The following is a 24,823-nucleotide window of genomic DNA, read 5'->3' as shown; positions in this document are numbered from 1 at the left end:
CGTCCATGCGTCAGAGGGCGATCGTCTGTCTGGTGGCGTTGACGACCGTGCTGGCCGGATGTTCGAGTTCTCCCATACGGGAACGTCCTTTCCCGACGGGCGACACCGTCGCGGCGTCGAAACCCCTCGACACCGGCGTGTCAGCCGTCCCGGCGAACCGGGTTCAGCCGGTCGTTCCCGCCCATCTGTACATCCCGGCGATAGCGGTCAACAGCACGATCTTGCAGCTGGGTACCGTTGTCGAGCCCGATCCGTTCCTCGACAACCGGCAGGTGACGAGCTTTGAGGTGCCGCCGGATCTGGCCCGGGCAGGCTGGTGGTCGGACGGCCCACGGGTCGGCGCGCCGGGAATGGCCGTTCTGCTCGGCCACAGTCAGGTGGGCGGTGGGTATGCGGTCTTCAACCGGATCGGAGAGCTCACGCCGGGTGCCGAGCTCGTCGTCGACGACGAATCGGGCCGAATCCGACTGCGATTCCGTGTTACGAGTGTGGTCCGCAACATCCCGAAGAACGATTCAGCCGCGCTCCAGAAAACGCTCGCCGCGAACGCACCGACATCGAATCTCGCTCTGGTCACCTGTAGCGGGGATTTCGATTCCTCGGCCTCGGAGAGCGTCGACAACACTGTTGTGTTCGCCCGTCGCGCGTGACGTCCTAGGGAACAGGAGTGACGGGAGAGGCTGAGGTTCCTGGCATTTCGAAAACAGTTGCACGTGCGTTTCATTTTCTCACCGGCCGAACAGTATTTCCGTATTGCCTGCCTGGAATGCCCGGACATGCTAAAAACTGAGGGTCGGAATTGAGTTCGGGGTTTCGCGAAAGAGAACCAGTGTGGACGATTTCAAGATCTCCCGTTCAGATCCCATCTACGTGGCGGGACACCGCGGCCTGGTCGGGTCGGCGGTGTGGCGGCATCTGCACGAGCACAGCTACGGCAATCTGATCGGTCGTTCGCACGCCGAGTTGGATCTGCTCGACCGGGCGGCGGTGTTCGACTTCTTCCACACCCACACGCCGGCGGTGGTCGTGCTCGCCGCTGCGAAGGTCGGGGGGATCATGGCCAACAGCACCTACCCCGTCGACTTCATCTCCCAGAACCTGCAGGTCCAGGTGAACGTGCTCGACGCCGCGCTCGAGGTCGAGGTGCCGAGAGTGCTCTTCCTCGGGTCGTCCTGCATCTACCCCAAGTTCGCCGAACAGCCCATCCGCGAGGACGCCCTCCTCACCGGCGAACTCGAACCCACCAACGATGCGTATGCGATCGCGAAGATAGCCGGCATCCTTCAGGTCCAGGCCGTTCGACGTCAGTACGGACTCCCGTGGATCTCCGCCATGCCCACGAACCTCTATGGTCCTGGTGACAACTTCTCGCCCACGACATCTCACGTGCTCCCCGCGATGATCCGGCGGTACGACGCTGCTCGCGCCGCCGGCGATCCCGCGGTCGTCAACTGGGGTAGCGGCACGCCGCGGCGGGAGTTCCTCCATGTCGACGACATGGCAGCGGCATGCCTTCACCTACTGCGCAACTTCGACGGTCCGCAACAGGTGAACGTCGGTACCGGCGAGGATCAGTCCATCGCCGAGATCGCCGGACTCGTGTCCGACGCTGTCGGTTATGCTGGCGAAACCCGCTGGGACACATCAAAACCGGACGGCACCCCGCGGAAGTTGCTCGATGTGTCGACCCTGACCGACAGTGGATGGAAGCCGCAGATCCCGTTGTCGGAGGGGTTGGCCGCCACGGTCGACTGGTATCGACGCCAGTCAACGGTACGAACCTGACCGATCCTGCCGGTCAGGTGCGCGCCGCGGCGATAGCCACTCGGTAGGCGTTCTCGAGCTGGTCGGCCACGGCATCCATCGACAACTCGGTGATGACGGTTCGAAATGCGTTGTCGCCCAACTGCTCGCGCAATGACTGATCGTCGATCAGTCGACGGATTGCGTCGGTGAGCTCATCGGTCCCGGGGTCTGTGACGATCCCGCTCTCGGACCTCGCGACCATGGGTGCCAGACCGCAACTGTGGGTGATGACGACGGGCATCGACATCGACATGGCCTCCAGAACCGACATCGGGTACGGCTCGTCCACCGAGGGCAGTACGTAGATCGCCGATCGCGACATCCGTTCGCGAGTCCTGTCCGGATCCAGGGCGCCTTCCCACCGGAGGCGTTCTGCGAAGCCGCTCGAGGTGATGAGTTGCCGGACACGCCGCCCGTCTCCTTCGTCGGGGCCGACCAGGGAGAAGGTCGCACGGGCTCCCTCGCGGAGCAGGTCGATGGCGGACTCGACGAATGCGACGGCGTGTTTTCGCGGATGCAACCGGGCGAGGAACAGGACATCCGGTTGCTCGGTTCGTTGTCGCACAGGCGGTTCGTTGTCCACCGGGGTGCCGTTGCGCAGGTGTTCGAGGCGGACAGAGGGTCCGCCGACCACTCTGAGGTCATCTCGCTCGCGGGCGGTGAGAAACCAGACGCGCGCGGCACGGCGCAACGTCGGGCGGGTCAACGCGGCGTCGAGGGATCGCGCCAGCGTGTTCGCGCTGGGGTCGATCATGCCGTGCGGTTGGACGACCGTCGGGGACCCGAGAGCCATCGACAGGCGGGCGATGGGCAATGTCACGAGGTCGCGGGCGAGGTGCACGTGGACCACGTCGTAGTCGCGATGGTGCCGGACGAACCAGCGCAGCATTCCGGGTGCCGTCATCCCGGCGAAGCCTTTTCCAGGCAACACATTTCGAGCCGCGAACAGATGAGCGGGAACGCCCGACACCGCCGAGGGTGGGGTGAGGAATCCACGTACACCGGCGGTCACCTCGGCGGTGTGTCCGGCCTTTCGCAGCGCCGCGCACTGATTGACCGCCACACGTACCGGTCCGCCGTAGGCCCCGTCGGGTGAGACGAGAGTCGCCACGTCGAGTATCCGCAGCGGTCGGTCGGTCATGGGTGCGCCACAGGCGCGCGCACGATCTGGCCGTCAGCCACATCGGACACCACGAGCGCGGTGGCGCCCACCACCGAACTCCGACCCACGGTCACCCCACGTAGGACGGTTGCGCGGACCGCGATCCACGCCCCGTCGCGCACCGTGATCGGGGCGTTGTCGAATTCGAACGTGGGGGAGTGGCGGTCGTGACTGCCTGTGCAGAGCAGTACGTCTTGGGAGACACACACATCAGCGCCCATGGTCACGGGCTCCAGGTTGAGTATCCACGCGCCCTCACCCACCCAGGAGCGGTCCCCGATCTGCAGTTTCCACGGCCAGTGAATCCGGACTCGGTGTCGGATGATCACGTCCTCACCGATGTTCGCTCCGAACAGTCGTAGCACCCGAACGCGGACGGCGACGGGGCACCACCATCGGCTGATCGGACCTGAGGCGGCCATCCACAGAATCTGCGTGAGAATTCCGCGTCCTTTGTCATATCCCCGGCCACTGAACTCCGCCAGATTCCGATGTGTCACCTGCGCGCTTCCCGGAATGTCCACAACTTTCAATTTAGATCATCGGATAGCGTCGCAACGTCTGACAACGTGACTTCGTGGCGTTGATAATGAGTTCTGACGGGCTGTCATCGTGCACCGACGAGGCGCCGTCTGCTCATGGCTCGCGGTGCTCGTCACGTGTTCAGAGAGGGTCGATCTTGAATTTCGGCAAAATCATCGATCTGGCCCGTCAAGAATTGGGATTCCTGTTTCGCGACGTCGTCATCAACACGGTCATCTCGAGCACGTTGGTGCCGCGTACTCTCCGTGCCACGCTCGTACGTCTGGTGGGTCACCGCGGCGTGAGTTCGAGGGCACTGATCAGTCCCGGGGTGTTCCTGGGGGCGCGGACCGGACTGACGATGGAACCAGGGACGATCATCAACTACGGCAGCTTCCTCGACCTCGGAGCGCCGGTGACCATGGCGGAGAACGCCGGTGTCGGGTACGAGGTCATGCTGATCACGTGTAGTCACGAGATGGGTCCGAGTCACCGTCGATACGGCGTTGCTGACAACCGGCCGATCGTCATCGGTGCAGGTGCGTGGGTGGGATCGCGGGCAACAATCCTTCCGGGTGTGACCGTCGGTGCCGGTTGTGTCATCGGCGTCGGGAGCGTCGTGACGGCCGACTGCGTGGACAACGGCGTCTATATGGGTACGCCGGCGCGGCTGATCCGAATTCTCGACGATGCCGAACCACGGTCGGAGCTGTCTGCGAATGCGTGACCACGCGGGCGCCGCGGAGTCGACCGGTGTCGGCGGAACCGGCTCGCGCGTGCCGGCCCCGGCGACGGTGGGCCTGGGCCGTGTCCGCGAGGCGATGTTGATGGCGGCCGGGTTCACCACGGTCGTCCCCCTGATGAAGTTCACGGTCACCGGATTCTCGATGCTCTGCTTTCTTCTGGTGCTCCTCTTCTCGGCGCGGTTGGACAATCGTCGGGCGGGTGCGCCCCTTCTCCTGGCGTTTGCAGGATCTGTTGCCTACGTCATTTCCTCGATCGTCAACGCAACACCGCTCCTCGCCCCGAATGTCCCGGCATTCGCCGCCTACGGTCTGTACCTCTGCGGGTTACTCGTTCTCGTCTCCGACCTCGACGAATTGTTTGCGCTCATGGTAGGCGTGTCGGTCGGAACAATCGGTTTCTATGCCGTTCTCGGCACCGCTCTGACCGCCGATGGAGTGCTCGCGGCATTGTGGAAATACGGTTTTGCGCCCGCGGTGACCCTGCTCGTCCTGTACGCGATCGCTCGATCGCCGCGCCATCGCCCGATGGCGGCGTGCGCCGCCCTCGTGATCCTGGCCGCGGTGAGCGTCGCGCTGAACTTCCGCTCGCACGCTCTCATCTGTCTCTGCGCCGCGCTGCTCGTGTTCGTCGACCGTCTACGTCGCCGCCCGACATCGTTACCGGTGAAGGTGGTGACGGTCGCGGTGATCGGCGCAGCGGTGGCCAAGGGGTTGGAGTACGCAGCGCGAGAGGGACTTCTCGGCAGTGCGTTGACCGACAAGGTCGAGATGCAATCGACCCAACACGTGCCCTCGATTCTCGTCGGGCGGACCGAACCGCCCCTGTCGATCAGTGCCATCATCGACCACCCCCTGCTCGGATGGGGATATGCGAACAACATCTCGTCTGGTGTCATCGACCACGCGTACCAGTTGGCGGTCTCCATCGGGTTCGATGCGTCCTACCCGTTCAGGTACATCTGGTTCCTGCCTGACGGCTCGGTCTCGCTGCACTCGATCCTTCTGGGGTCATGGGCCGAGGGCGGTGTGTTCGCGGTACTGCTCCCGCTGTGGCTCGTCTGGGCGTGTCTGACGCTCATCCGGTTCGCCCACCGGCACCCCGCGTGGACCGCCGCGCTGACCTTTCTCGGTATACAGGGGATCTGGGACCTCGTCTTCTCCCCGTGGAGTTACAACCTCCCGGTGGTGTACGCGGCCATATCGGTTGCAGCACTGTTCATCACCACAGGGAATCTCGACCGTCCGGTGCGTCGGACCTTGTCGGCACCGCCGCTGGGTGGTCGACGATCGCGACCCACCCGGCCGCCGTCACCACCCGCGCAGGGTGGTGCACCGAGCGGTCGCATCCCGGAAACCGGTCCTGGCGAACGTCGGCGCCGCGGCGGTCGGCGCGGCGACGCCTTCCCCCTCGTGGGCGAGCCCGACTCGCTCGCGCGTGCCCCTGGTGGCGGACGCCGGCGTCGAGACTCCGTGGGCCCTCCGACGAAGCACGTCCCGAGACACGCTGCCCCGGAGCGCACTGCGCGATGACCACCATCAGCGTCATCATCCCGACGGTCGGACGAACGAGCCTCGACGCCGCGATCGCCTCAGCTCTCGACCAATCCCACCCGGTCACCGAGGTGCTCGTGATGGTCGATGTGGCCGAACCGATCTCGATCGGCGTTCAGGACCACCGTGTGCGCTGCATCGAGGTCGGTGACCACATCGGCGGCGCGGCGGCGCGTCAGCGCGGGGTCGACGCCGCGGTCGGTGACGTCATCGCGCTTCTCGACGACGACGATCTGTGGCACCCGTACAAACTCGAACGCCAGCTCCGTTTCGCCGGGCGGATCGCGCGGGGGCACCCGTGGATCGCGTCCAGTCGTGCCGCGGTGCGCGCGCCGGGGCGGCGTGACCGCGTCATCCCACGCCGTCTCATCGAGCCCCGTGAACCGGTGCTCGACTATCTGTTCGAGGTCACGGTGCCCCGTGCCGGAAACGCGATGCTGCAGACCTCGACACTGTGCTTCCCGCGGGAGATCGCGGTGCAGGTGCCGCTCGACGCGGACCGAGAAGCGGTGCACGACGAGCCGACCTGGCTACACCACGTCCAGCATGTCTTCCCGGGACTCCTGTTCTGTCATGTCCCCGATTGCCTCACGGTGTACAACGTGACGGCCGGTTCGGTGTCGAACACGACGGTCGACGACTCGGCGCGCTACATCCGATGGGGTCAGACCTATCTCGGGGACGCCACCGCTCGCGCCCGAGGCGACTATTTTCTCACGAGTGCGACATCGGCTGCAGCGAAAGCACATTCACCGCGGGGGGTGGTCAACGCGGTCCGTGCAGGCTTCGAATTCGGCCGTCCGGGGCCGAGCGCCGTCGTCTATGCCGGAGCGAAGTTGGTGAAGGCGATGCTGCCCGCCGGCAGCGACCCGTCGTCGTCGGATCGTGGGCGCCGGTGACGAGCACACCGCACGATGCGGCCCGGCCGCGGGTCTCGGTCGTCACCATCTCGTTTCGTGACCTACCAGGTCTGATGAAGACGATCACCAGCACGCGCGATCAGGACTACCCGTACGTCGAACACATCGTCATAGACGGTGGGTCAGGCGCGGACACCGAGCAGGTCCTCGGGCAATCCGGGGTCGCCTATTGGCAATCGCAGCCCGACGGCGGTCGGTACGACGGTATGAACCAAGGGATTCAGCACGCATCCGGAGATCTGCTGTGGTTCATGCACTCCTCCGACGTGTTCGCCGGTCCCAGTGCGATCACGGTTGCCGTCGACGCTCTGTCCCGTCGACCGGATCCTCGGCGGGCCTGGGGATTCGGCGGTGCACGTCTGATCGGAGGGGACCGGGATGGGACGGTGTGGTCGTACGAGGGGTTCTCGCAGCGCCGTCTCGCGCTCGGTATCGCTCCCATCCCGCATCAGGCCGCCGTGTTCGGTGCCGACCTCGTCGACGAGATCGGTGGCTACTCCACCTCGTTCGGGCTGGCCGCCGATCACCTCTTCATGTTGTGCGCGAGCCGGTTGGCCGAGCCGGTGGTCGTTTCCGAGGTGCTGTGTGATTTCGACACCACGGGTGCGGGCAGCGTCCGTCCGCAACGCGACCACTTCCGAGACGTCCGCGACGCATGGCCCGCCGCAGGGGTGTTCCCGTGTGCGGGGCGCGTGGCATCGACGGCGATCGCGAGGGCGGTCCAGGGCGAGGCCTGGGCGAAGTCGCTGGTGCGACGAGGCATCGGTCTCTCGCGGTGACCACCACCGGGCGTCATCGCATCCCCAGGGACGCGCCCGTCATCGTCATCACCCGGCCGGGCCCGGTTCCGGGGCCCGGTGCGGCGGCCCGCCCCCCACGGCACGGAGATCTTGTGTCCAGGTACCGCAGGGTCGGTCGTCACCGGCCGCGGCGAAGCGAGGTCGAGGTACCGGACGTGGTGTCGGTCGACCCGTCGCTCGCGATCACCGCTCCGATCCCGCCAGTGGATGCCGACGAGAGCGATGTGTCGAATCTCAACGCTGTCGAGAAGCGTTCCCTCGTGCTGAGTTCGTTGTTCCGAATCCTGGGCACCCCGGTCATCGCACTCGCCGGCATCGTCGCTGCGGGGATCGTCATCCGTGCCACTGGGGAGACGACCTACGGTCTGGTGACCCTTGTCTCCACGGTGGGCTTGTTGCTCCCGTTTGCCGACTTGGGTATCGGCGCGGTCGCGATGAACGCGGTGTCGACGACTCGGACCCCGGCATCCGATGACCATGTGCTCGACGTCGTGCGTGCCGCTTTTCGGTCATTGGCCGTCGTCGCAGTGGTCATCACCCTGTTGGCCCTGATCGTGATGGCGTTCGATCAGTGGCACACCATCATCGGCCTGAGTACGGGTTCGCAGGACAGATGGGCGATCACCGTCGCCGTCGTGGTCTTCGCCTGGACGATCCCGGCCGGGATCGGGGTCCGGTTGCTGATCGGCCATGACAAGAACGAATTGGCCGTCGTCTCGTTCATGGCCAATTCGATTCTCGGACTCGGTATCACGGTCGTGATGTACCAACTCGGGATCCGTGGTATCTGGTTCGTCCTCCCGGCGCTTCTCGGCGCGCTCCTCGGCAATCTCGGATCGATGCTGGTCGGACTGAAGATCACCGGCATCGGTCGTTCGATCTTCGGACACGTGACCACCGGCGTCACCCCTCGGACCATGCTCCGGGGGTCGATGTGGTTGTTCTTCGTCTCTCTCGGGATCCCGTTCGGTGTCCAGGTCCAACGAATCGTGTTGTCACATCTGTCGACGCCGACGCAGCTGTCGAGGTATGCGCTGATGGCGCAGATCTTCGGGATCGGCTGGTCGGTGCTGTCCACCGCGTCGCTGAGCTTCTGGCCGATCTTCATCAAGCGCCGCGCGGACAGCGCCGCCACGATCTCGCTGTGGGTACGCACGACCGTGATCTTCGGCGTGGTCGCCATCCTGGGCGCGGTTGCGATGGTGTTCCTCGGCCCCTGGATCGGCGAGTTGATCTCCGGTGGTGCGATCACCATCAGTACGACACTGGCCGGCGCGTTCGCGTTGTTGCTCGTCGCCCAGTCGATACATCTGCCGTCTGGTGTGCTCCTCACCAATCCGTCCGGGGCACGGTGGCAGACGTTCTGCCTGGCGGCGATGGCGGTGCTGACACTGGCGGGATGCGTGTACGTCGCACCGCGTCACGGAGCGGCCGGGGTCGTCGCGGTGACGGCCGCAGCGGTGGTGCTGAGCCAGGTGATTCCCGACCTCGTGTCGGTACCGCGGCTGGTTCGGCGCCGGACGGCCGAGGAGACGTCTTGACGAACTCAGGTGTCGAACCGGGTCGAGGGGAGATAATGGTGGGCACCACTGCAGAGTCCGGAAGTAGCGTCGGGGCGACTTCGAAGTCACTACACGGAGACTTGGATGCGCGTATCGATCGTCGGACTGAACTATTGCCCCGAGCCGACCGGCATCGCGCCGTACACGGCCGGACTGGCTGAACATCTCGTGCAGCAGGGGCATGACGTACACGTCGTGACCGGGTACCCGCACTACCCGAGCTGGCACATCGACCCGCGCTACGCCGGTCGATCCCTGTCGGAGACCGTGAACGGCGTACCGGTCGACCGGGTTCGCCATTTCGTGCCGCACTCCATGACGGTCGCACAGCGCACGAGACTGGAGATCTCGTTCGGCGCCCGCGCGGTGACCACCGCAGGGTTCCGCGATGTGATGCGATCTGACGTGGTGGTCTGCGTCTCGCCTGCCTTGATCTCCACCGGCATGGTGATGGCACGACTGAGAATTCGAAAACGGCGTCCCGCCATCGGTATCTGGGTGCAGGACCTCTATTCCCGCGGAGTTGCCGAGACCGGGATGATGGACGGACGTGGAGTGGGGCTGGTCGACCGGGTCGAGTCGGCCGTGCTCCGACGGGCCGACGGTCTCGCCGTCCTCCACCCGCGTTTCGCCGATCATGTCGCCGACAACCTCGAGGTCGACCGGTCTGCCGTGGCGGTGATCCCCAACTGGAATCACCTTCCCCCGCAACGGCAGGTCGACCGCGCCGAGGCCAGGCGACAGCTGGGTTGGCCCGCGGACCGGGTGATCGCACTGCACGCAGGCAACATGGGCCTGAAGCAGGGACTGGAGAACGTGGTGCAGGCGGCGCAACTCTCGGACCGTATATCCGCCGGGGTCACTTTCGTGCTGCTGGGCGACGGGAATCAGCGCGAGAAATTGGAGCGACTTGGCGCGGGTACCGACACGCTCGAGTTCGTCCGCCCGCTTCCGGAGGAGACGTTCGTCCGGGCGCTCGCCGCGGCGGACGTGCTGATCGTCAACGAGGGGACCGACATCGCGGAGATGGCGGTACCGAGCAAGCTGACCTCGTACTTCGGGAGCGGTCGTCCGGTGGTGGCGGCGACGCGGGAGGGCAGTGTCACCGCCCACGAGGTCGACCGCTCCGGGGCGGGCGTACGCGTCGACCCGGGTGAGCCGGATGAGCTGTTACGTACCGTCCTCGACCTGGCCGCCGACGCCGATCGCTCGGCGACCCTCGGCTCGGCGGGCGCAGCGCATCTGCGGACGGACATGGACCGTGCGACGGCGCTCGAGCGATTCGACGCATGGATCGAGCGGCTGGCCCGCGACCGTCAGTTGTAGAGCCCGATCACTGCTTTCAACGATGGTTTGAGCGTGAAGTCGGTGCGGGCGAGACCATAGTTGTAATCGGGTATCCGGCTGCCGGTCTCGATGTCGCGAAGGTTGAAGACGAAGACCGGCCCGGCGTAACTGAGTTGCTTCAGCAGGCTGACGCCGTCGACGAGGATCTGCTTCTGTTTCTCCTCGGAGACGCCGGTCGGACTGAACTGTGTGGTCGGAGCCCCGAATTCGGTGAACCAGACCTTGCGTCGGGTGTCGCCATTGAGTTTCATGACCTCGCGGACCAGTGCGACATCTCGGGAAGACGGGTTCGTCGAACTGGGTCTGCTCAACAGGTTCGGAGTGCTGTAGGGGTGCATCGCCAGGGCATCGAACGACCGGGGCGCACATTTGTAGAGTGCGTTGATGTAGTTCGCGGGTGCCACGCCGGTGGGAGAATCCCGAGTGGGCGAGGTGCCGCCGGTGAGTACGGTGGCCGACGGGTTGGCCGCCTTGATGGCCGTGTAGCTCTGCCGCAGGATCGCGCAGTATTTCGAGACGTCGGGAATCGGCCCGAAGGACGCCGCGATGTTCGGTTCGTTCCACACCTCCCACGCCGACACCTGGGAGCGATAGCGGAACGCGGCGACGCGTGCGAACTCGGCGAAGCGCGCCGCCGACTCGGGTGCCGGGTGCGTCACCGTCCGATATTCCGGTGCCACCGCCCACGCCGGTGCCCACGTGACCACGCCGAGAACCTCGAGGCCGCGGGCGGCGGCGCCACGGATCACCGGATCGAGTGCGCTGAAGTCCAGCTTTCCCTCGACGGGCTCGACCGAGGACCATCGCACGGGGATGCGAACCGCTGAGAAACCCTGTGCTGCGGCGAAGTCGAGCTCGGCATCGGGCCGGGCATTGGGGTCGTCGAGTCCGATGGTGTTGACCGACAAAGTCGCCGAACTCCACGCGAACTGCGCGGCTGACGGAGTGGTCGACTCGGCGGGGCCTTCTGGACCACCGGCACATCCGGCGCACACGCCTATCACCATCACGACGATGACGATCAGCGCACGCCTCACGTGATCGAACGCACCGTCGTGTAATCCGACGTATCGATATCTGGGGTGAAGAGCAGGCAGCTCCCGCGTCGCGCACCGGTTTCCTCGCCGGACGGTGCGGAAGGGTATCGACGTGACCAGGCGTCGACGGCCCCGGGCAGATACGAGGGTACGAGAGCCTTACCCGAGCCGTAATCGTCGTATGCATAGCCCGGATCGTCCGGAACCTGGAAGTCGTCGATCATGACGATGGAACGTCGCCATGTCGACGAGATGATCTGTAGTTCCTCGGCCAACGGCAGGTCATCGTTCCAGTGGGCGTCGAGGTAGAAGAAGGTCGGGCGGTCGTTATCCGCCCGAGAGGCCAGTCGGCTGAGGAAACCGCGTGAGTCGCCCCGATGAACCGTTATCGCGTTGTCGCCGGCCAGCCGCCGGGCCGAGTACTCGTAGTAGCGCTCGCTCGCCTCGGCGGTGTCGATGGGAACCCCGAAGACGGCTGAGAAGAACTCGGTGCTCGTGCCCCGGTACGTTCCCGTCTCGACGACGTGCGCGGGGCGGAACTCACGTGCGATCTCCCGAACCATCTCGCGGCGGTGGTGCTGACCGTTGAGAGGGCCACCCCAGGAACGGCTGTACTGCGGACGTCGTGTGTCCAGCCTGCCGGCCACCTTGGGCGGTATCCGGATGGCCAACGCCTCGTAGGAGCGATCGAACGACGCGGTGATCCTCAATGCCCTACCTCTCCCCAGGAGGTCAGTCCGGTGACCGAACGCAATTCGTCGTCCGAGAGTTCGGTTCGAGCCTGCCAGCCCCGGGGCTTCCGAGCGAGCATGGACCACGAGTCGCGGACGCCTGGGAACAGGCTGCTGATCGCCCGGTACGCGGGGCGCATCCGTGGCGGGACGTTCTGCAGCATGTGGTGCACGCCTCGGATCTCGACCACGTCGAGCCCTAGCGCGCCGGCGAGTGCCACGAGATCGCCGTGGGTGTATTCACGGACGTGGCCCCTCCACGAGCCGGGGTACCAGTAATACATCTCGAACATGGGGTGGCTCGTCTTGCCTCGGAGCACGGCCAATCGCTTGCGAAGATTCACATGGTTGGGAACCGTCACGTACAGAAGTCCGTCGGGGGCGAGTCGAGACACCAACTCGCTGAGCAGATCTCGCGGGCTGTCGTGGAGATGCTCGAGGACGTCGTGCAGCATGACCATGTCGAATTCACCTGTGGCGGGAACCGTGTGTGAATCGAGGACCACGTAATCGACCCCGACCTCGTCGGCGAACGCGAGGATCTTCTCTCTGGCCCGGCCGCGGGAGTGCCACTCGTCGCCCAGGTCGTCCATGGCGGTACAGCGGTAGCCGAGCTCGGCGAGGACCGCGGTTCGGTCGGCGGGGCCCGCTCCGAAATCGAGGAGGCGTGCGGGCGGTGCGAGCCGGCCGGCCACCGTCCTGGCGATCGACAGGTGACCGTTCAATACGGGGTCGAAATAATCCGAGAACGGGAAATTCTGGCGAACCGAATCAGCTGCCCGTTTGATGTCGCGCTCCGAGAACTTGTCTCCGCGAATTCGAGAGCGAGGACGTGGCATGTGACGTGCACCTTTTTCGGTATTCGTGCGCCTTTTGTCGGCCTAGACTACCGCAGGCGGTGTCGCGCGCATCGTGAACGAACAAATGCCTCGTACTCACTGTTCGGCCCCGAATCTGCCGTGATCAGAGGCGGACTCGTACCGAGACCGATGGTCGAACGTCTTTCATCTGCGTGTTCCCCGGGCGTCGAATCACCGAACGCACAATCCGCCGTCGGAGCGGTGGAAACTGGTTAAACTCGGCGCGATGGCGCACTCTCCGATCCCGCGGGCTTTGCTGAACGTCGCTCGGTTGTGGTCGGCGCCGCTCTGGTGGGCCGTGCAGAGATCAGGCAATCGCGCCGACATCGCCGCCGATATCGCCCGGTGGGTCGACTGCATCGGAAACGAGAACCTCGTCCCCCTGTCGGAGCGAGAGCGTTTCGCATATCTGGCCGGGGCGCTTCCCGAATTCCGGACGGTGGTTCACATTCGAACGACCGATCTGTCGCCGGCGATCCGGCTGCCGCTGCGGCGCGTCTACAGGGGTCTGCCAGGGCTGGTCATCGAGGCGGAGACCATAGGTCCAGGACTTTTCGTTCATCACGGCGTGGGAACCATTGTCGTCGCGCGATCCATAGGCGCGAACTTCTGGGTGAACCAGCACGTCTCGCTGGGCTACTCACGCCGCGGAGTGCCCGAGGTCGGCGACAACGTGACGGTCGCCGCGGGTGCGATCGTGGTGGGGCCGATCTCCCTGGGTGACGGATGCACGGTCGGCGGCAACGCCGTGATCACCAGAGATGTCGCCGCAGGAACCACCATGGTGGCGGCGCCCGCGGTGGAGCTGACACGTGAGTCCTTATCGGACAGGGCCCGTACGCCACCGGGACCCGCAGGGCTGCTCGGTCAGTAGTAGTAGGGGAAGTCGTCCCATCGGGGATCGCGCTTCTCGAGGAATGCGTCCCGTCCCTCGACGGCCTCGTCGGTCATGTACGCGAGCCGGGTCGCCTCCCCGGCGAACACCTGCTGGCCCATCAGGCCGTCGTCGGTGAGGTTGAACGCGAACTTCAGCATCCGCTGCGCCGTCGGCGACTTGCCGTTGATCGCGCGCGCCCACTCGATGGCGGTGTCCTCGAGGTCGGCGTGGTCGACGACCTCGTTGACCGCGCCCATCCGCTGCATGGCCTCGGCGTCGTAGGCCCGGCCCAGGAAGAAGATCTCGCGGGCGAACTTCTGTCCGACCTGCTTGGCCAGATAGGCGCTGCCGTATCCGGCGTCGAAGGAGCCCACGTCGGCGTCGGTCTGCTTGAACCGCCCGTGCTGGCGTGAGGCGATGGTGAGGTCGCAGACGACGTGCAGTGAGTGACCGCCGCCGGCCGCCCATCCGTTGACCACGGCGATGACGACCTTGGGCATGGTCCGGATCAGCCGCTGCACCTCGAGGATGTGCAGCCGACCACCCTCGGCCCGCACCCGCGCGGAATCGACGGTGTCGGCGGTGTCGCCGCCCGCGTACTGGTAGCCCGACCGTCCCCGGATCCGCTGATCGCCGCCGCTACAGAACGCCCAGCCGCCGTCCTTCTCACTGGGTCCGTTGCCCGTGAGCAGGATCGTGCCCACGTCGGGCGAACGGCGGGCGTGGTCGAGAGCTCGGTACAGCTCGTCGACGGTGTGCGGGCGGAAGGCGTTGCGGACCTCGGGGCGGTCGAAAGCGATTCGGACGATCCCGTTTTCACGTCCGGCCCCGCTGTGGCGGTGATAGGTCAGGTCGGTGAGGGATTCGAAGCCCTCCACCACCGTCCAGTGCTCGGCGGTGAACGGATTCGCGGCGTCGTCACTCATGAGTAGCAGGCTAGTGGCAACCGCTTCGCAGCCCGCTCACCTGGGTCGATAACCTGATGCGATGAGTATCGACGGTACGTCCGAGTCCGCCCCGGTCACCGGGGAGCGGACCGAGGACGCGCATGAGGGCGGTTTCCGCACCGACATGATGATCAGTGTCGATCGCGGCGGCCCCCGCTACGGCGAGTTCATCGAGAAGGTCCGTGAGTTCATGGACCGTGCCCGCGCGGCTTTCCCGTCCGAGGAACTCGTCGACGAGTTGATCGACGAACTCACCGTGGTCAACGCCAAACTCGCCGCGGTCGAGATCAACGAGTGGGAATCGCCCTCGGGCACACGGATCGACCTGCCCGCACGCGGCAACATCACCCTTCCGCCCTACCTCGTCGACAAGGCCGGCGACGACGGCGTGCAGGCGCGCGTCACCTTCACCCGGTTCCACCTGGGTGGCAACAACGCTGCGCACGGCGGGTTCATCTGCACCGCCTTCGACGACCTGCTCGGCATGACGTCGGCGCTCGCGACCGGCAAGGTCACCCGCACCGCGTACCTGACCGTCAACTACCGCTCGATAACCCCGTTGAACACCGAGCTGACGGTGTCGACGTCGATCGTGCGTCTGGAGGGTCGCAAGATCTTCGTCGCCGCGACGATGAAGGACGGCGAGCGTCTGTGCGCCGAGGCCGACGGCCTGTTCATCGCGCTCAACCCCGGTCAACCCTGACCGACCCCGGCGCGCAGGTCGTGGTGGTTGTGGCGGTTGCGTCCGGGGTGGAACGGCCCCACGACGTCGAGATATGAAATAAGTATTTCGTACCGGGAATGACGATCCGCGCTATTCGGTGCCTTCGGCGAGAAAGAATGTGCCTACTATTCGAGTGATCAACCATTTCGCGGGAGGCTTCGGCGATCGGAAGGCACATGACGGTCATCGAGACACGCGGCGTGGATGGCGCGTCGATACGCGATGTATTCGGGAGCCTGAGACGCGGTTGGCTCGCCATCGTCGCGGTGGCAATTCTGGTAGGCGTCCTCGTATTGGGCTATTGCCTGTTGCAGAAGCCGCAATATGCCGCGACGGCAACGCTTTACGTTACGTCGGGAACCGATGACAATTCCCAGACGGCTTACCAGGGCTCGCTTGCCTCACAGCAGCGCGTGACGTCGTACACCAAACTCGTCACCTCGGATGCCGTCGTCCGTCAGGCGGTCGCATCTGTCGGCCTGGATCTGTCCGTCGCCGACGCAAAGCGGGACCTGCTGGCCACATCGACCACGGACACCGTGTTGCTGACGATCACGGCCACGAACAATTCGAAGTCGGTTGCGGAGAAATTGGCGAATGCGGCCGCCACGGCGATGACGTCCTACGTCTCGCGGCTCGAGACCCCGAGCGGTGGAGGGCAGCCGCTCGCGAAGCTGACGCTGGTGACACCGGCGGCGGCGGGTGATTCCCCTGTCTCGCCGAAGACGACCCGGAATGTGGGTCTCGGTGTGGTGGTGGGATTGGTGTTCGGGGTGTTCGGGGTTCTGGTGCGCGCCCGCTTCCACGACCCGATTCGTGAAGAGAGCGACATTGCCAGGATCAGTGACACCCCGGTGCTCGGGACCATCCCCAACGACGATCTACTCAGGCGCCGGGGTCTGATCGACTTCCGTGACGGTGCGACGGCGGCGGCGGAGTCGTTTCGCAAACTGCGCACCAATCTGACGTTCGCCAGCGTCGACAGTCCGCCACGAGTGATCGTCATCACCAGCCCTTCCGCGGTGGAGGGAAAAACGACCACCGCGATGAACCTGGCGGCCTCCCTTGTCGAATCGGGAAAGCGAGTGGTGCTCATCGACGCCGACCTGCGCCGCCCGCAGGTCAATCAGCGGACCGGCCTCATCGGCGACGTCGGGCTCACCAACTGGCTTCGCGGAGACGGTGAACTCCGCGACCTCGTGCAACCGAGCAAGATCGCAGGCCTGTGGATACTCGCGTCAGGTCCGCAACCGCCGAATCCCGCTGAGTTGTTGGGGTCGAAGCGGACTGCGCAGGCCCTGACCGAACTCGCGGCGTCGTTCGACTATGTGCTCCTCGATTCGCCGCCGGTGCTCCCGGTGACCGACGCGGTCGTGCTGTCGCAATGGGTGGATGGTGTGCTGTTGGTGGCCCGCTCGGGGAGCACGAGGCAGGCAGATCTCTCGAATTCATTCGACCAGCTGGCAGGCAGTCAGACCCCGGTCATCGGTTTTGTGCTGACACACACGCCTGCGGTGAAGGGATACGGCTACTACGCGATCACGCAGGGTCCCAAGCGCCGCTTCCGCCGAAAGCGCGCGCCGAAGGTTCTGGAGGAAGTGCTCGAACCACGATCTGACGAACGCTGAGACCCGGATGGGTCGGCGCCGACCGCGTCAACACCCGCTCTGCGCGACCGCTCGCACGAATCCGACCGTCTGATAGGCGTACATGTACGCCCAGTACGGCAGGGTCAGGTCGGTCTTGTATTCCGCCATCACGAGATCGCCTGTAAAACAACGACTCACGATGTAGTCGGCGCGCGTCAGATGCGGTGTGAAGGTGACGACCATCGCCGACGTCCAATGATTCTGCGCGGCCTGGTCGCGCAGGAAGCGGGCCTCGCCGCGCGTCGTGCGCGGATCGGGGTTGAAACAGACCACCTTCACCTGATGCGGGACGTCGCAGATCGCCTCCATGTACGGATCCGGGCGGAGATACGGGTCGGACACGAGCACCACCGGCGCCAGTCCCTTCTCGGCCAGCGATATCGCGTAGTTCTCGCGTCCGTCCTGCCGACCTCCGAGGACCATGATCACGTCGACCTTGCGCGGCGAGTCGGCGACCACCGGGAAGACATAGACCGGGAGACCGATGAGGGTGACGAGCACGACGAGCGCGATCACGGAGAGGGCAACTCTCCGGAGGGCTCGGACCATGGCCCGAGAATAGCCAGCGAACGCCGTCCGGGACCTGACGCATGTCGTGCATCACATGTGCGTCTGCGTTCACTCCCGTTGGGGCATGCCACAGAAGTACCACCACGAAGACGACGGTGGTCACGAAATATATGCTTTGCGTGATATTCGGTCCGCTACTCGGAATATCCTCGTGCTCGACGGGGGGCACGACGGAGGAAGTGAGTTGACGCGCACCCGAGTTGCCACTGTCCGCTCCCCGGTCCGTCCGAGGACGCGAGTCGCATCGCGGATCGCTGCCCACGACCGGGCGGAATCGTGGCTCGACACCTACGTCCGGGCGGTGCTCTGGACCGACACCGCCGTGGTGATCGTCGTCGTCCTCGCCGCGCAGATGCTGCGCTTCGGCCCACAGTCGTTCGACGACCCCGTCGGTCGCGACCACGCGCCGGCCGGTCTGGTCTCTTTCGTCGTCGCGGTCGCCTGGCTGTCCGCGTTGCGCATCCGTCAGTGCGTGGATCGTCGGATCGTCGCCGCCGGCCCCGCCGAGTACAGCCGGATCGTGAGCGCCAGCTTCGGGATGTTCGGCACGTTGGCCATCATCGACCTGCTGTTCCACCTCGACATGGCGCGGTCGTTCCTGGCCATCGCCCTGCCCGCGGGGACCATCGGTCTGCTCGCATCGCACTGGCTGTGGCGGGCGCGACTCACCCGCCGTCGTCGCCGGCGTCTCGACCTCCACCGGGTGATCGTCATCGGTGGACTCTCCTCGGCCCAACCGCTCATCGAACACCTCGACCGGAACCCCGGACTCGGCTACGACGTCATCGGCCTGTGTGTACCCCCGGAGCAGGCGGGCATCGTCGGTCCGGTGGCCGTGAACGGACGCGCGGTCCCGATCGTCGGGGAGTTCGCCGACGCCCGTGAGGCGGTGTCGATCTCGGGCGCCACGACCGTGGCGGTGACCTCGGCCGAAGCCCTCGGACACTCCGCGATGCGCGAACTGTCCTGGGACATGGAGGGGATGGACGTCGACATGGTGGTCGCACCCGGTGTCGTCGACGTGGCCGGCCCACGGATGCGCGTGCGACCGGTGGCGGGGCTGCCGCTGCTGCACGTCGACAAGCCGAGCTACGACGGAGCCAACCGCATCTTCAAGGCCACCCTCGACCGCGTCGGTGCGACGCTGCTGCTGCTCATCGGGCTCCCAGTCTTGGTCGCGTGCGCGGTGGCCATCAAGCTCGACACCCGAGGGCCGGTGTTCTACCGCGCCGAACGTATCGGCATCAACAACTCTCCCTTTCAGATGTGGAAGTTTCGGTCGATGGTCGTCGACGCGGAGAACATGAAGACGTCGCTCATCGCGCTCGACGAGGGCGCGGGCGCACTGTTCAAGATCCGCGATGACCCGCGGGTCACCCGGGTGGGAAGATTCATCCGGCGCTACAGCCTCGACGAGCTGCCGCAGCTTTTCAACGTCTTGTCCGGGGCGATGAGCATGGTGGGACCGCGCCCACCGTTGGCGAGCGAGGTCGAGCGCTACGACGGTCCCGTCGTGCGACGGATGCTGGTCCGTCCGGGCATGACCGGACTGTGGCAGATCTCCGGACGCTCGGACCTGTCGTGGGACGAGTCCGTACGACTCGACCTCACCTACGTCGAGAACTGGTCGATCATGTCCGATGCGATGATCCTGTGGCGTACGTTCCGCGCGGTGGTCGGACGATCGGGCGCCTACTGAACATGTCCGTCAGGAGGCGGGAATGACGCCACGGATCCTCTTCGTCTGCACGGGGAACATCTGTAGGTCCCCGATGGCGGAGTACCTGCTCCGATCGCGTCTGACCGATCTGCCGGACCCGGTCGTCGTTCACAGCGCCGGCGTTGGTGCGCTCAACGGCGATCCGATGCACCCCCAGAGTCTGCGGGTGTTGCGCGAACGCGGCATCGACGGCGAGGACTTCTCGGCCCGCTACCTCGTCGCCGACATGATCGGCGAACACGACCTGATCGTGGGTCTTTCTCGCGCCCATCGTGATGACGCGACCTCGAAGGTGCCGATGGCGTGGCGACGGGCCGTCACCCTTCGCGAACTGGACCACTTCATCCGCGCCGGCGGAGACGGCGTCGCATCGATGCAGATCGTCGACGACCGCAATCGGCCCGAGCTCGACATCGACGACCCGATGGGCAGACCCGCGGCCGACTTCGACCGTCTCGCCGACGAGATCGAGCCGATCATCGACCGACTCGCCGGGTGGTTGCGCGCCCACTGATCCCGTCCGGCGCCGGGCTGGGCCCTCATTCGCGTCGCGTTGGGCTCTTCTCCTGGTGGCGACCCATCGTCGGCCCAACGCGCGGGAACAACGGCCCAACGCGCGGGAACAACGGCCCAACGCGCGGGAAGGACGGCCCAACCGGTGGGGTCAGCTGGTCTGCTCGGCGGTGAGCGTCATGCCCGCATCACGCAGACGGTCGACGAGGACATCGCCCATCGCGGCCGCCGGGGTGAGCACACCTGAGCGGTCGGGCAGTCGGTCACGATCGAGGGCCAACGCGAGAGCGCTCTCGCCGAGCATCACCGCGGTGGCCTTGTAACCGGGGTCGCCGCTCGCGCGCACCCGGGAACGGAAACGCTTGCCGGTCGTGGTGGTGGTGTACACATCGCAGGTGAAATGCCCTGCGTCACGGGCCTTCTCGCTAGGACCGTCGCCCGCCTTCGGCAGGATGCGGTCGAGCAGCTTGCGGGTGGGGGTGAACGCCATCGCGCCGAGGAACGCGCCCATCCCACCGGCGACGAGGCCGGCCACGGCCGTCGACACACCGGGGATGCTGCCCACCGACATCGCCTCGCCGTAGCGGAACCGATCGCCGTAGGCGTTGTCGAGAAGCGCGTTGGTGCGGCGGACGATGCGGGTGTTGTGCGAGGCCATCACGAACGGCGCCAGCGTTCCCGACAGCGACGGGTCGACGGTCTTGGCGTTGACGATCAGGGTGTCGCTGGGCTCCGAGGGCCGCTTCGTTCGGTGCTCGCCGGGGCCGGTCGACAGCGCGTGCTTGTCGAGCAGGGTGCGCCGGGTGGCGGGGTCCTTCGCCTCGTGCGCGATGACGCGCATGGAGTCGATCGTGCCGCCGGAGAAGCCACCCTTGAACGACGAGACCACGAGCGTGGTGTCGGTGAGTTCGCCGGCGTCGGCCTCGGTGACCGCCCGGTAGAGCAGGTAGACGCCGATGTCGGACGGCACGGAGTCGAAACCGCAGGAGTGGACGATGCGGGCGCCGTTGGACGCGGCCTGCTCGCCGAACTTGTCGATGGACAGTCGGACGAACGGGACCTCGCCGGTCAGGTCGACGTAGTCGGAGCCGGCGTTGACGGTCGCGGCGAGCACGGACTCGCCGTACTTGAGGTAGGGGCCGACCGTGGTGCAGACGACGCGGGTTCGCGCGGCCATCGCGTCGAGAGATGCGGGGGAGTCGGCGTCGGCGACGATCAGCGGCCAGTCCTTCGCGGCGACGGGCAACGAGGCGCGGGTCTTCTCGAGCTTGGCCTGGGTGCGCCCGGCGAGTGCGACGCGCGTCCCGGCGGGAGCGTGTTCGGCCAGGTACTTGGCGGTCAGGATGCCCACGAAGCCCGTGGCTCCGAAGACGACGACGTCGAATTCGCGGCTGGAATCAGTCATGCCCTGACCCTAGTCGGGCACCCCGAGGGTCGGTCACGTCGTCGAGTCGGCCATCTCGGGTTCGGCGACGACGTTCCGGTTGCGGAAGCGCTGGTAGAGCCGCGCCGCGGCGGGCGCGATGAACAGCATCAGCAGGACACGGACGATCTGCGCGGCGACGACGAAGGTGATGTTCGACCCGGCGGCCGCCGCGGCCGCCAACACGGCGTAGATACCTCCCGGGGTGGTCGCCAGGTAGGAGTCGAACATGGATTCGCCGGTCCACAGGCTGAGCAGTACGCCGAGGCCGGCGCTGCCGACGCCGATCGCGATGATCAGGCCCACGGCGTACGGCAGGACGCGGCCGATCGCGCGCAGGCTGTCCATGGTGAACCCGAGTCCGGCCTGCCAGCCGATGATCGCGTAACCGAGCGTCACCAGGACCAACGGGACCGCTGCCGATCCGGCGATGCCGGTCAGCTCGGCGATCACCGTCAGCACCAACGGGCCCAGCAGGCCCGCGGCGGGGAGTCGGACGACGCGACCGAGGGTGATGCCGACGCCCATACACACAGCGGTCAGCAACAGTCCCCAGAGTTGCGGACCGATACCGTCGGTGCCGAGGACGGATGCGGAGATGCCGCCTCCGGAGCCGGATCCGGTGTGGGCGTTGAACACGACCGTCGCCACGATCGGCATGGTCACCGTCACGAGCCCGACCCGGACGTACTGGATCACCGCGACCATGCGTTCGTCGCCGCCCAGTTCGCGGGTGAGGGCGACCAGTCCGGAGGCGCCGCCGGCGACGAGGGCCAGCGACCCGGTCAGCGGGTCGACCTTGCGGTGCAGTCCGAGCAGCGCGCCGCCGCCCACCGACAGCGCCAGGGTCCCCACCGCGACCACGACCACCGGTACCCACGCGGAGCCGAGTCCGGTGAGGACGTCGGGGGAGACCATCGTGCCGATGTAGACGCCGAGGACGCCCTGCGCCGCGAGGCCGAATGGTCGGGGCATCGGGGGTCGGTCGCCATGGGCCCGCGGCGCCAGACCGGCCAGAGCGAGCGCGGCCGCGATCACGAGTCCCGCGAACAGGGCCGCCGACGGCACCGACAACAACTCCAGGCCGACCGATGCGACAGCGGTGAGAAGGATCAGTCCCGACCAGCGCAGCAGCATTTTACCAAGCTTACTCTTGGTATTCCACGGACGCGAACCGGACCTTTCGGTCCGTCGGTGACGTTGTCTGCGTTATCTTCTTGGTATGACGGCGATCGACACGGACGAGGCGACCCGGCTGCGTGAGGCGATCATGTCGGTGGCGCGGGCCGCCCGCCTGCATCGCGGCGACCACGGCCTGACGCTCACGCAGGTCACGGTGCTGGGCTACCTCGACCGGTCCGGGACCACCACCGTCGCCGACCTCGCCGCCCGCATGCACGTCCGCGTGCAGTCGCTGACGGTGAGCATGAACAAGCTCGACGACGCGGAGTTGATCGTCCGGCGCACCGATCCGGACGACCGTCGGCGCCAGCTCGTCGAACTCACCGACGCGGGTCGGGAACTACTCCTCGACGACCGGGCCAAACGCGACGAGTGGCTCGCGGAGGCCGTCGCGCACAACCTTGACGAGACCGAGCGCGGACTGATCATGCTGTGTGTGCCGCTGCTCGAGCGGCTCGCCGCGGACCGCGTAGGACATCTGATGCCGCGCGTAGGATCGTGAACGACGCAGTCGCGTCGCCCACCTCGCGAGGAGTATCCATGCGCAAGCCGGTCTACCTGGTCGCGGGGGTCATCATCACCCTGTTCGGATTTGTCTTTTTCCTCCAAGGAATCGGTGTCCTGGAAGGCAGTGCGATGAGCAACACCGTCTTCTGGTCCATCGCGGGCCCGATCGTGGTGATCGTCGGTGTCGTGATGATCGTCTTCGGCGCACGCGGGCGTCTCCGCTAGCCCCATGCCCGGCTCATCCGAGAACCCGAGCGTGGGCCCGTCGCACGGAAAACCGGTGGGACGCCGCATCTTTCTCGGTCTCGTCGGGCTCGGTGCCGTCGGTGTCGTGGCGGGATCCGAGGCGCAGAACGCGTTGTCGCGCTGGCTCGCCCCGGTGATGGCCAACGACCCGACCGGACTGGTCGCGCTCCTCCCGCTCGGCGACACCTTCCGGTTCTACTCGGTGGTCGGGTCGGTGCCCGAGCGCGACGCGGGCGACTACAGCCTGACCGTCGGCGGCGAGGTCGCCACCCCCGGGACGTACTCGCTGACCGATCTGCAGCGGATGCCGCAGACCGACCTGACCGAGACGTTCCACTGCGTCACCGGCTGGCGGGTCCCCGACGTCGCGTGGACCGGTGTCACGCTGTCGACGCTGATCGACCGCGCCGCCCCGCGCCCCGGCGCGACCGCGGTGCGGTTCCGATCGTTCGACGGCACGTACACCGAGAGCCTCCCGCTGGACAAGGCGCGCCGCGCCGACTGCCTGGTCGCGCTGCGCATGCTCGACGCCCCGGTCACCCACGACCACGGTGGGCCGGTGCGGATGTATGTCGGTGGGCAGTACGGATACAAGAGCACGAAGTGGCTGTCGGGGATCGAGCTGACGACCGAGGAGATCCCCGGCTACTGGGAGAGGCGCGGATATGAGCTCGACGGCACCATCGACGAGTGACCTCCCGCGCTTCGGCCGGACGGCCCGCGCGGTGCACTGGTCGGTCACGGTCCTGATGATCATCTGCATCGTCACCGCCGCGTTCCTCTACGTCTCGTCGCTGGCCATTCTCGTCGGCAACCGCCACCTCATCGAGATCGTGCACGTCTACGCCGGCTTCGCGCTGCCGGTCCCGCTGATCCTCGGATTGGCGTCGCCGGGCTACCGTGACGACCTGCGTCGGCTCAACCGTTTCCTGCCGACCGACTGGAAGTGGTTGCGCAGCAGGACTCGTCGCGACGGCACCATCCAGGTCGGCAAGTTCAACGCCGGCCAGAAACTCAACGGTGCACTCCAGGCCGGGTCGATTGTCGTGCTCTTCGGGACCGGGGTGCTGATGTACTTCCCCAGCCTCGTGGGCCTGTCGTACCGGTCGGGCGCGACGTTCGCCCACGACTGGTTCGCGCTCGGTGTCGGGATCCTGGTGCTCGGGCACATCGCGATGGCGCTCGGTGACGCCGAGGCGCGACGCGGGATGCGCACCGGGTCGGTGTCGGAGTGGTGGGCCCAGACCGAGCACGGCGCCTGGGCCGACGAGGTGGCCGCCGGTGACAGCACGCCCGACTCCGACGCATCGCGGGGGTGACCCCGCCAGTTGGGCACGCAACCCCGCCAGTTGGGCACGTAACCCCGCCAGTTGGGCACGTAGCCCCGCCAGTTGGGCACGTAACGCCGTCAGTTGGGCACG

The 24,823-nt window shown here is 66.3% G+C and carries 27 protein-coding genes; 17 read left to right on the top strand and 10 right to left on the bottom strand.

Annotation, left to right across the window (positions count from 1 at the left end; genetic code table 11):
- Positions 1-5: 5 nt before the first annotated feature.
- Both LX13_RS18510 and LX13_RS18505 read left to right on the top strand, forming a co-directional pair.
- Positions 6-650, top strand: a complete 645-nt coding sequence (locus LX13_RS18510; RefSeq protein WP_253662717.1) for a class F sortase — start codon at positions 6-8, stop codon at positions 648-650.
- A 181-nt stretch (positions 651-831) separates the two neighbouring features.
- A complete protein-coding gene (locus tag LX13_RS18505) occupies positions 832-1,785 on the top strand; it encodes a GDP-L-fucose synthase family protein (RefSeq protein ID WP_253662716.1) in 954 nt (317 codons plus the stop codon).
- 13 nt (positions 1,786-1,798) lie between these two features.
- On the opposite strand, the gene LX13_RS18500 is transcribed toward LX13_RS18505, so the two are convergent.
- Together LX13_RS18500 and LX13_RS18495 are read right to left on the bottom strand one after the other, a co-directional pair.
- Positions 1,799-2,947, bottom strand: a complete 1,149-nt coding sequence (locus LX13_RS18500; protein ID WP_253662715.1) for a glycosyltransferase — start codon at positions 2,945-2,947, stop codon at positions 1,799-1,801.
- Positions 2,944-3,390 (bottom strand): LbetaH domain-containing protein, encoded by a 447-nt coding sequence (locus tag LX13_RS18495; RefSeq protein WP_372499941.1) that lies wholly within the window; start codon positions 3,388-3,390, stop codon positions 2,944-2,946. The genes LX13_RS18500 and LX13_RS18495 overlap by 4 nt, the downstream gene beginning before the upstream one ends.
- Before the next feature lie 257 nt (positions 3,391-3,647).
- On the opposite strand from LX13_RS18495, the gene LX13_RS18490 reads away from it, so the two are divergent.
- The 6 genes from LX13_RS18490 (at position 3,648) to LX13_RS18465 (ending at position 10,395) form a co-directional block, all read left to right on the top strand.
- Positions 3,648-4,217: an acyltransferase gene (locus LX13_RS18490; protein ID WP_253662713.1), complete on the top strand. Its 570-nt coding sequence runs from the start codon at positions 3,648-3,650 to the stop codon at positions 4,215-4,217.
- Positions 4,210-5,766 (top strand): O-antigen ligase family protein, encoded by a 1,557-nt coding sequence (locus LX13_RS18485; RefSeq protein ID WP_253662712.1) that lies wholly within the window; start codon positions 4,210-4,212, stop codon positions 5,764-5,766. The genes LX13_RS18490 and LX13_RS18485 overlap by 8 nt, the downstream gene beginning before the upstream one ends.
- Complete coding sequence (locus LX13_RS18480; RefSeq protein WP_253662711.1) at positions 5,763-6,686, top strand: glycosyltransferase family 2 protein; 924 nt, start codon at positions 5,763-5,765, stop codon at positions 6,684-6,686. Before LX13_RS18485 ends, LX13_RS18480 begins: the two co-directional genes overlap by 4 nt.
- Complete coding sequence (locus tag LX13_RS18475; protein ID WP_253662710.1) at positions 6,683-7,486, top strand: glycosyltransferase; 804 nt, start codon at positions 6,683-6,685, stop codon at positions 7,484-7,486. The genes LX13_RS18480 and LX13_RS18475 overlap by 4 nt, the downstream gene beginning before the upstream one ends.
- 176 nt (positions 7,487-7,662) lie before the next feature.
- Entirely contained in the window at positions 7,663-9,048 is a 1,386-nt protein-coding gene (locus LX13_RS18470) for a lipopolysaccharide biosynthesis protein (RefSeq protein WP_253662709.1), read from the top strand.
- 105 nt (positions 9,049-9,153) lie between these two features.
- Positions 9,154-10,395 (top strand): glycosyltransferase, encoded by a 1,242-nt coding sequence (locus LX13_RS18465; RefSeq protein ID WP_253662708.1) that lies wholly within the window; start codon positions 9,154-9,156, stop codon positions 10,393-10,395.
- Here LX13_RS18465 and LX13_RS18460 read toward each other — a convergent pair.
- The 4 genes from LX13_RS18460 to LX13_RS18445 form a co-directional block, all read right to left on the bottom strand.
- A complete protein-coding gene (locus tag LX13_RS18460) occupies positions 10,386-11,453 on the bottom strand; it encodes a cellulase family glycosylhydrolase (RefSeq protein WP_253662707.1) in 1,068 nt (355 codons plus the stop codon). The genes LX13_RS18465 and LX13_RS18460 overlap by 10 nt on opposite strands.
- Entirely contained in the window at positions 11,450-12,163 is a 714-nt protein-coding gene (locus tag LX13_RS18455; protein WP_253662706.1) for a class I SAM-dependent methyltransferase, read from the bottom strand. Before LX13_RS18455 ends, LX13_RS18460 begins: the two co-directional genes overlap by 4 nt.
- The gene (locus LX13_RS18450) at positions 12,160-12,879 is read right to left on the bottom strand and encodes a class I SAM-dependent methyltransferase (protein ID WP_253662705.1); all 720 of its coding nucleotides are present in this window, start codon (positions 12,877-12,879) and stop codon (positions 12,160-12,162) included. The genes LX13_RS18455 and LX13_RS18450 overlap by 4 nt, the downstream gene beginning before the upstream one ends.
- Before the next feature lie 472 nt (positions 12,880-13,351).
- Positions 13,352-13,609 carry a hypothetical protein gene (locus LX13_RS18445; RefSeq protein WP_253662704.1) on the bottom strand — a complete coding sequence of 86 codons (258 nt, stop codon included), beginning with the start codon at positions 13,607-13,609 and terminating at the stop codon, positions 13,352-13,354.
- 3 nt (positions 13,610-13,612) lie between these two features.
- Between LX13_RS18445 and LX13_RS18440 the strand changes: the two genes are divergently transcribed.
- Complete coding sequence (locus tag LX13_RS18440) at positions 13,613-13,918, top strand: hypothetical protein (RefSeq protein WP_253662703.1); 306 nt, start codon at positions 13,613-13,615, stop codon at positions 13,916-13,918.
- On the opposite strand, the gene LX13_RS18435 is transcribed toward LX13_RS18440, so the two are convergent.
- Positions 13,912-14,847, bottom strand: a complete 936-nt coding sequence (locus LX13_RS18435) for a 1,4-dihydroxy-2-naphthoyl-CoA synthase (RefSeq protein WP_253662702.1) — start codon at positions 14,845-14,847, stop codon at positions 13,912-13,914. The two genes, LX13_RS18440 and LX13_RS18435, sit on opposite strands and share 7 nt — an antisense overlap.
- Before the next feature lie 61 nt (positions 14,848-14,908).
- Between LX13_RS18435 and LX13_RS18430 the strand changes: the two genes are divergently transcribed.
- Together LX13_RS18430 and LX13_RS18425 are read left to right on the top strand one after the other, a co-directional pair.
- On the top strand, positions 14,909-15,571 hold the full coding sequence (locus tag LX13_RS18430; RefSeq protein ID WP_253662701.1) for a PaaI family thioesterase: 663 nt from the start codon (positions 14,909-14,911) through the stop codon (positions 15,569-15,571).
- A 197-nt stretch (positions 15,572-15,768) separates the two neighbouring features.
- Positions 15,769-17,220 carry a tyrosine-protein kinase domain-containing protein gene (locus LX13_RS18425; protein WP_253662700.1) on the top strand — a complete coding sequence of 484 codons (1,452 nt, stop codon included), beginning with the start codon at positions 15,769-15,771 and terminating at the stop codon, positions 17,218-17,220.
- Positions 17,221-17,247: 27 nt separating this feature from the next.
- Here LX13_RS18425 and LX13_RS18420 read toward each other — a convergent pair whose 3' ends face one another.
- Positions 17,248-17,790, bottom strand: a complete 543-nt coding sequence (locus LX13_RS18420) for a YdcF family protein (protein ID WP_253662699.1) — start codon at positions 17,788-17,790, stop codon at positions 17,248-17,250.
- A 205-nt stretch (positions 17,791-17,995) separates the two neighbouring features.
- On the opposite strand from LX13_RS18420, the gene LX13_RS18415 reads away from it, so the two are divergent.
- Both LX13_RS18415 and LX13_RS18410 read left to right on the top strand, forming a co-directional pair.
- A complete protein-coding gene (locus LX13_RS18415) occupies positions 17,996-19,510 on the top strand; it encodes a sugar transferase (RefSeq protein WP_301301300.1) in 1,515 nt (504 codons plus the stop codon).
- A gap of 22 nt (positions 19,511-19,532) precedes the next feature.
- A complete protein-coding gene (locus tag LX13_RS18410; RefSeq protein WP_253662698.1) occupies positions 19,533-20,045 on the top strand; it encodes an arsenate reductase/protein-tyrosine-phosphatase family protein in 513 nt (170 codons plus the stop codon).
- Between the two features lie 150 nt (positions 20,046-20,195).
- Here the strand turns inward: LX13_RS18410 and LX13_RS18405 are convergent, their stop codons facing one another.
- Together LX13_RS18405 and LX13_RS18400 are read right to left on the bottom strand one after the other, a co-directional pair.
- Positions 20,196-21,449 carry a saccharopine dehydrogenase family protein gene (locus tag LX13_RS18405; RefSeq protein WP_253662697.1) on the bottom strand — a complete coding sequence of 418 codons (1,254 nt, stop codon included), beginning with the start codon at positions 21,447-21,449 and terminating at the stop codon, positions 20,196-20,198.
- Between the two features lie 33 nt (positions 21,450-21,482).
- Positions 21,483-22,604 carry an AbrB family transcriptional regulator gene (locus LX13_RS18400; protein WP_372499940.1) on the bottom strand — a complete coding sequence of 374 codons (1,122 nt, stop codon included), beginning with the start codon at positions 22,602-22,604 and terminating at the stop codon, positions 21,483-21,485.
- Between the two features lie 85 nt (positions 22,605-22,689).
- Between LX13_RS18400 and LX13_RS18395 the strand changes: the two genes are divergently transcribed.
- The 4 genes from LX13_RS18395 to LX13_RS18380 are packed head-to-tail and all read left to right on the top strand — an operon-like array spanning position 22,690 to position 24,721.
- Entirely contained in the window at positions 22,690-23,151 is a 462-nt protein-coding gene (locus tag LX13_RS18395) for a MarR family winged helix-turn-helix transcriptional regulator (protein WP_253662696.1), read from the top strand.
- A gap of 38 nt (positions 23,152-23,189) precedes the next feature.
- Positions 23,190-23,381, top strand: a complete 192-nt coding sequence (locus LX13_RS18390) for a hypothetical protein (RefSeq protein ID WP_253662695.1) — start codon at positions 23,190-23,192, stop codon at positions 23,379-23,381.
- A gap of 4 nt (positions 23,382-23,385) precedes the next feature.
- Positions 23,386-24,096: a molybdopterin-dependent oxidoreductase gene (locus LX13_RS18385; RefSeq protein ID WP_253662694.1), complete on the top strand. Its 711-nt coding sequence runs from the start codon at positions 23,386-23,388 to the stop codon at positions 24,094-24,096.
- Positions 24,068-24,721 carry a cytochrome b/b6 domain-containing protein gene (locus LX13_RS18380; protein ID WP_253662693.1) on the top strand — a complete coding sequence of 218 codons (654 nt, stop codon included), beginning with the start codon at positions 24,068-24,070 and terminating at the stop codon, positions 24,719-24,721. The genes LX13_RS18385 and LX13_RS18380 overlap by 29 nt, the downstream gene beginning before the upstream one ends.
- The last annotated feature ends 102 nt before the right edge of the window (positions 24,722-24,823 follow it).

This window comes from Williamsia maris (assembly GCF_024171815.1).
GTDB classification, from domain to species: domain Bacteria; phylum Actinomycetota; class Actinomycetes; order Mycobacteriales; family Mycobacteriaceae; genus Williamsia_A; species Williamsia_A maris.
This window is presented reverse-complemented; position numbering and strand designations above follow the sequence as displayed.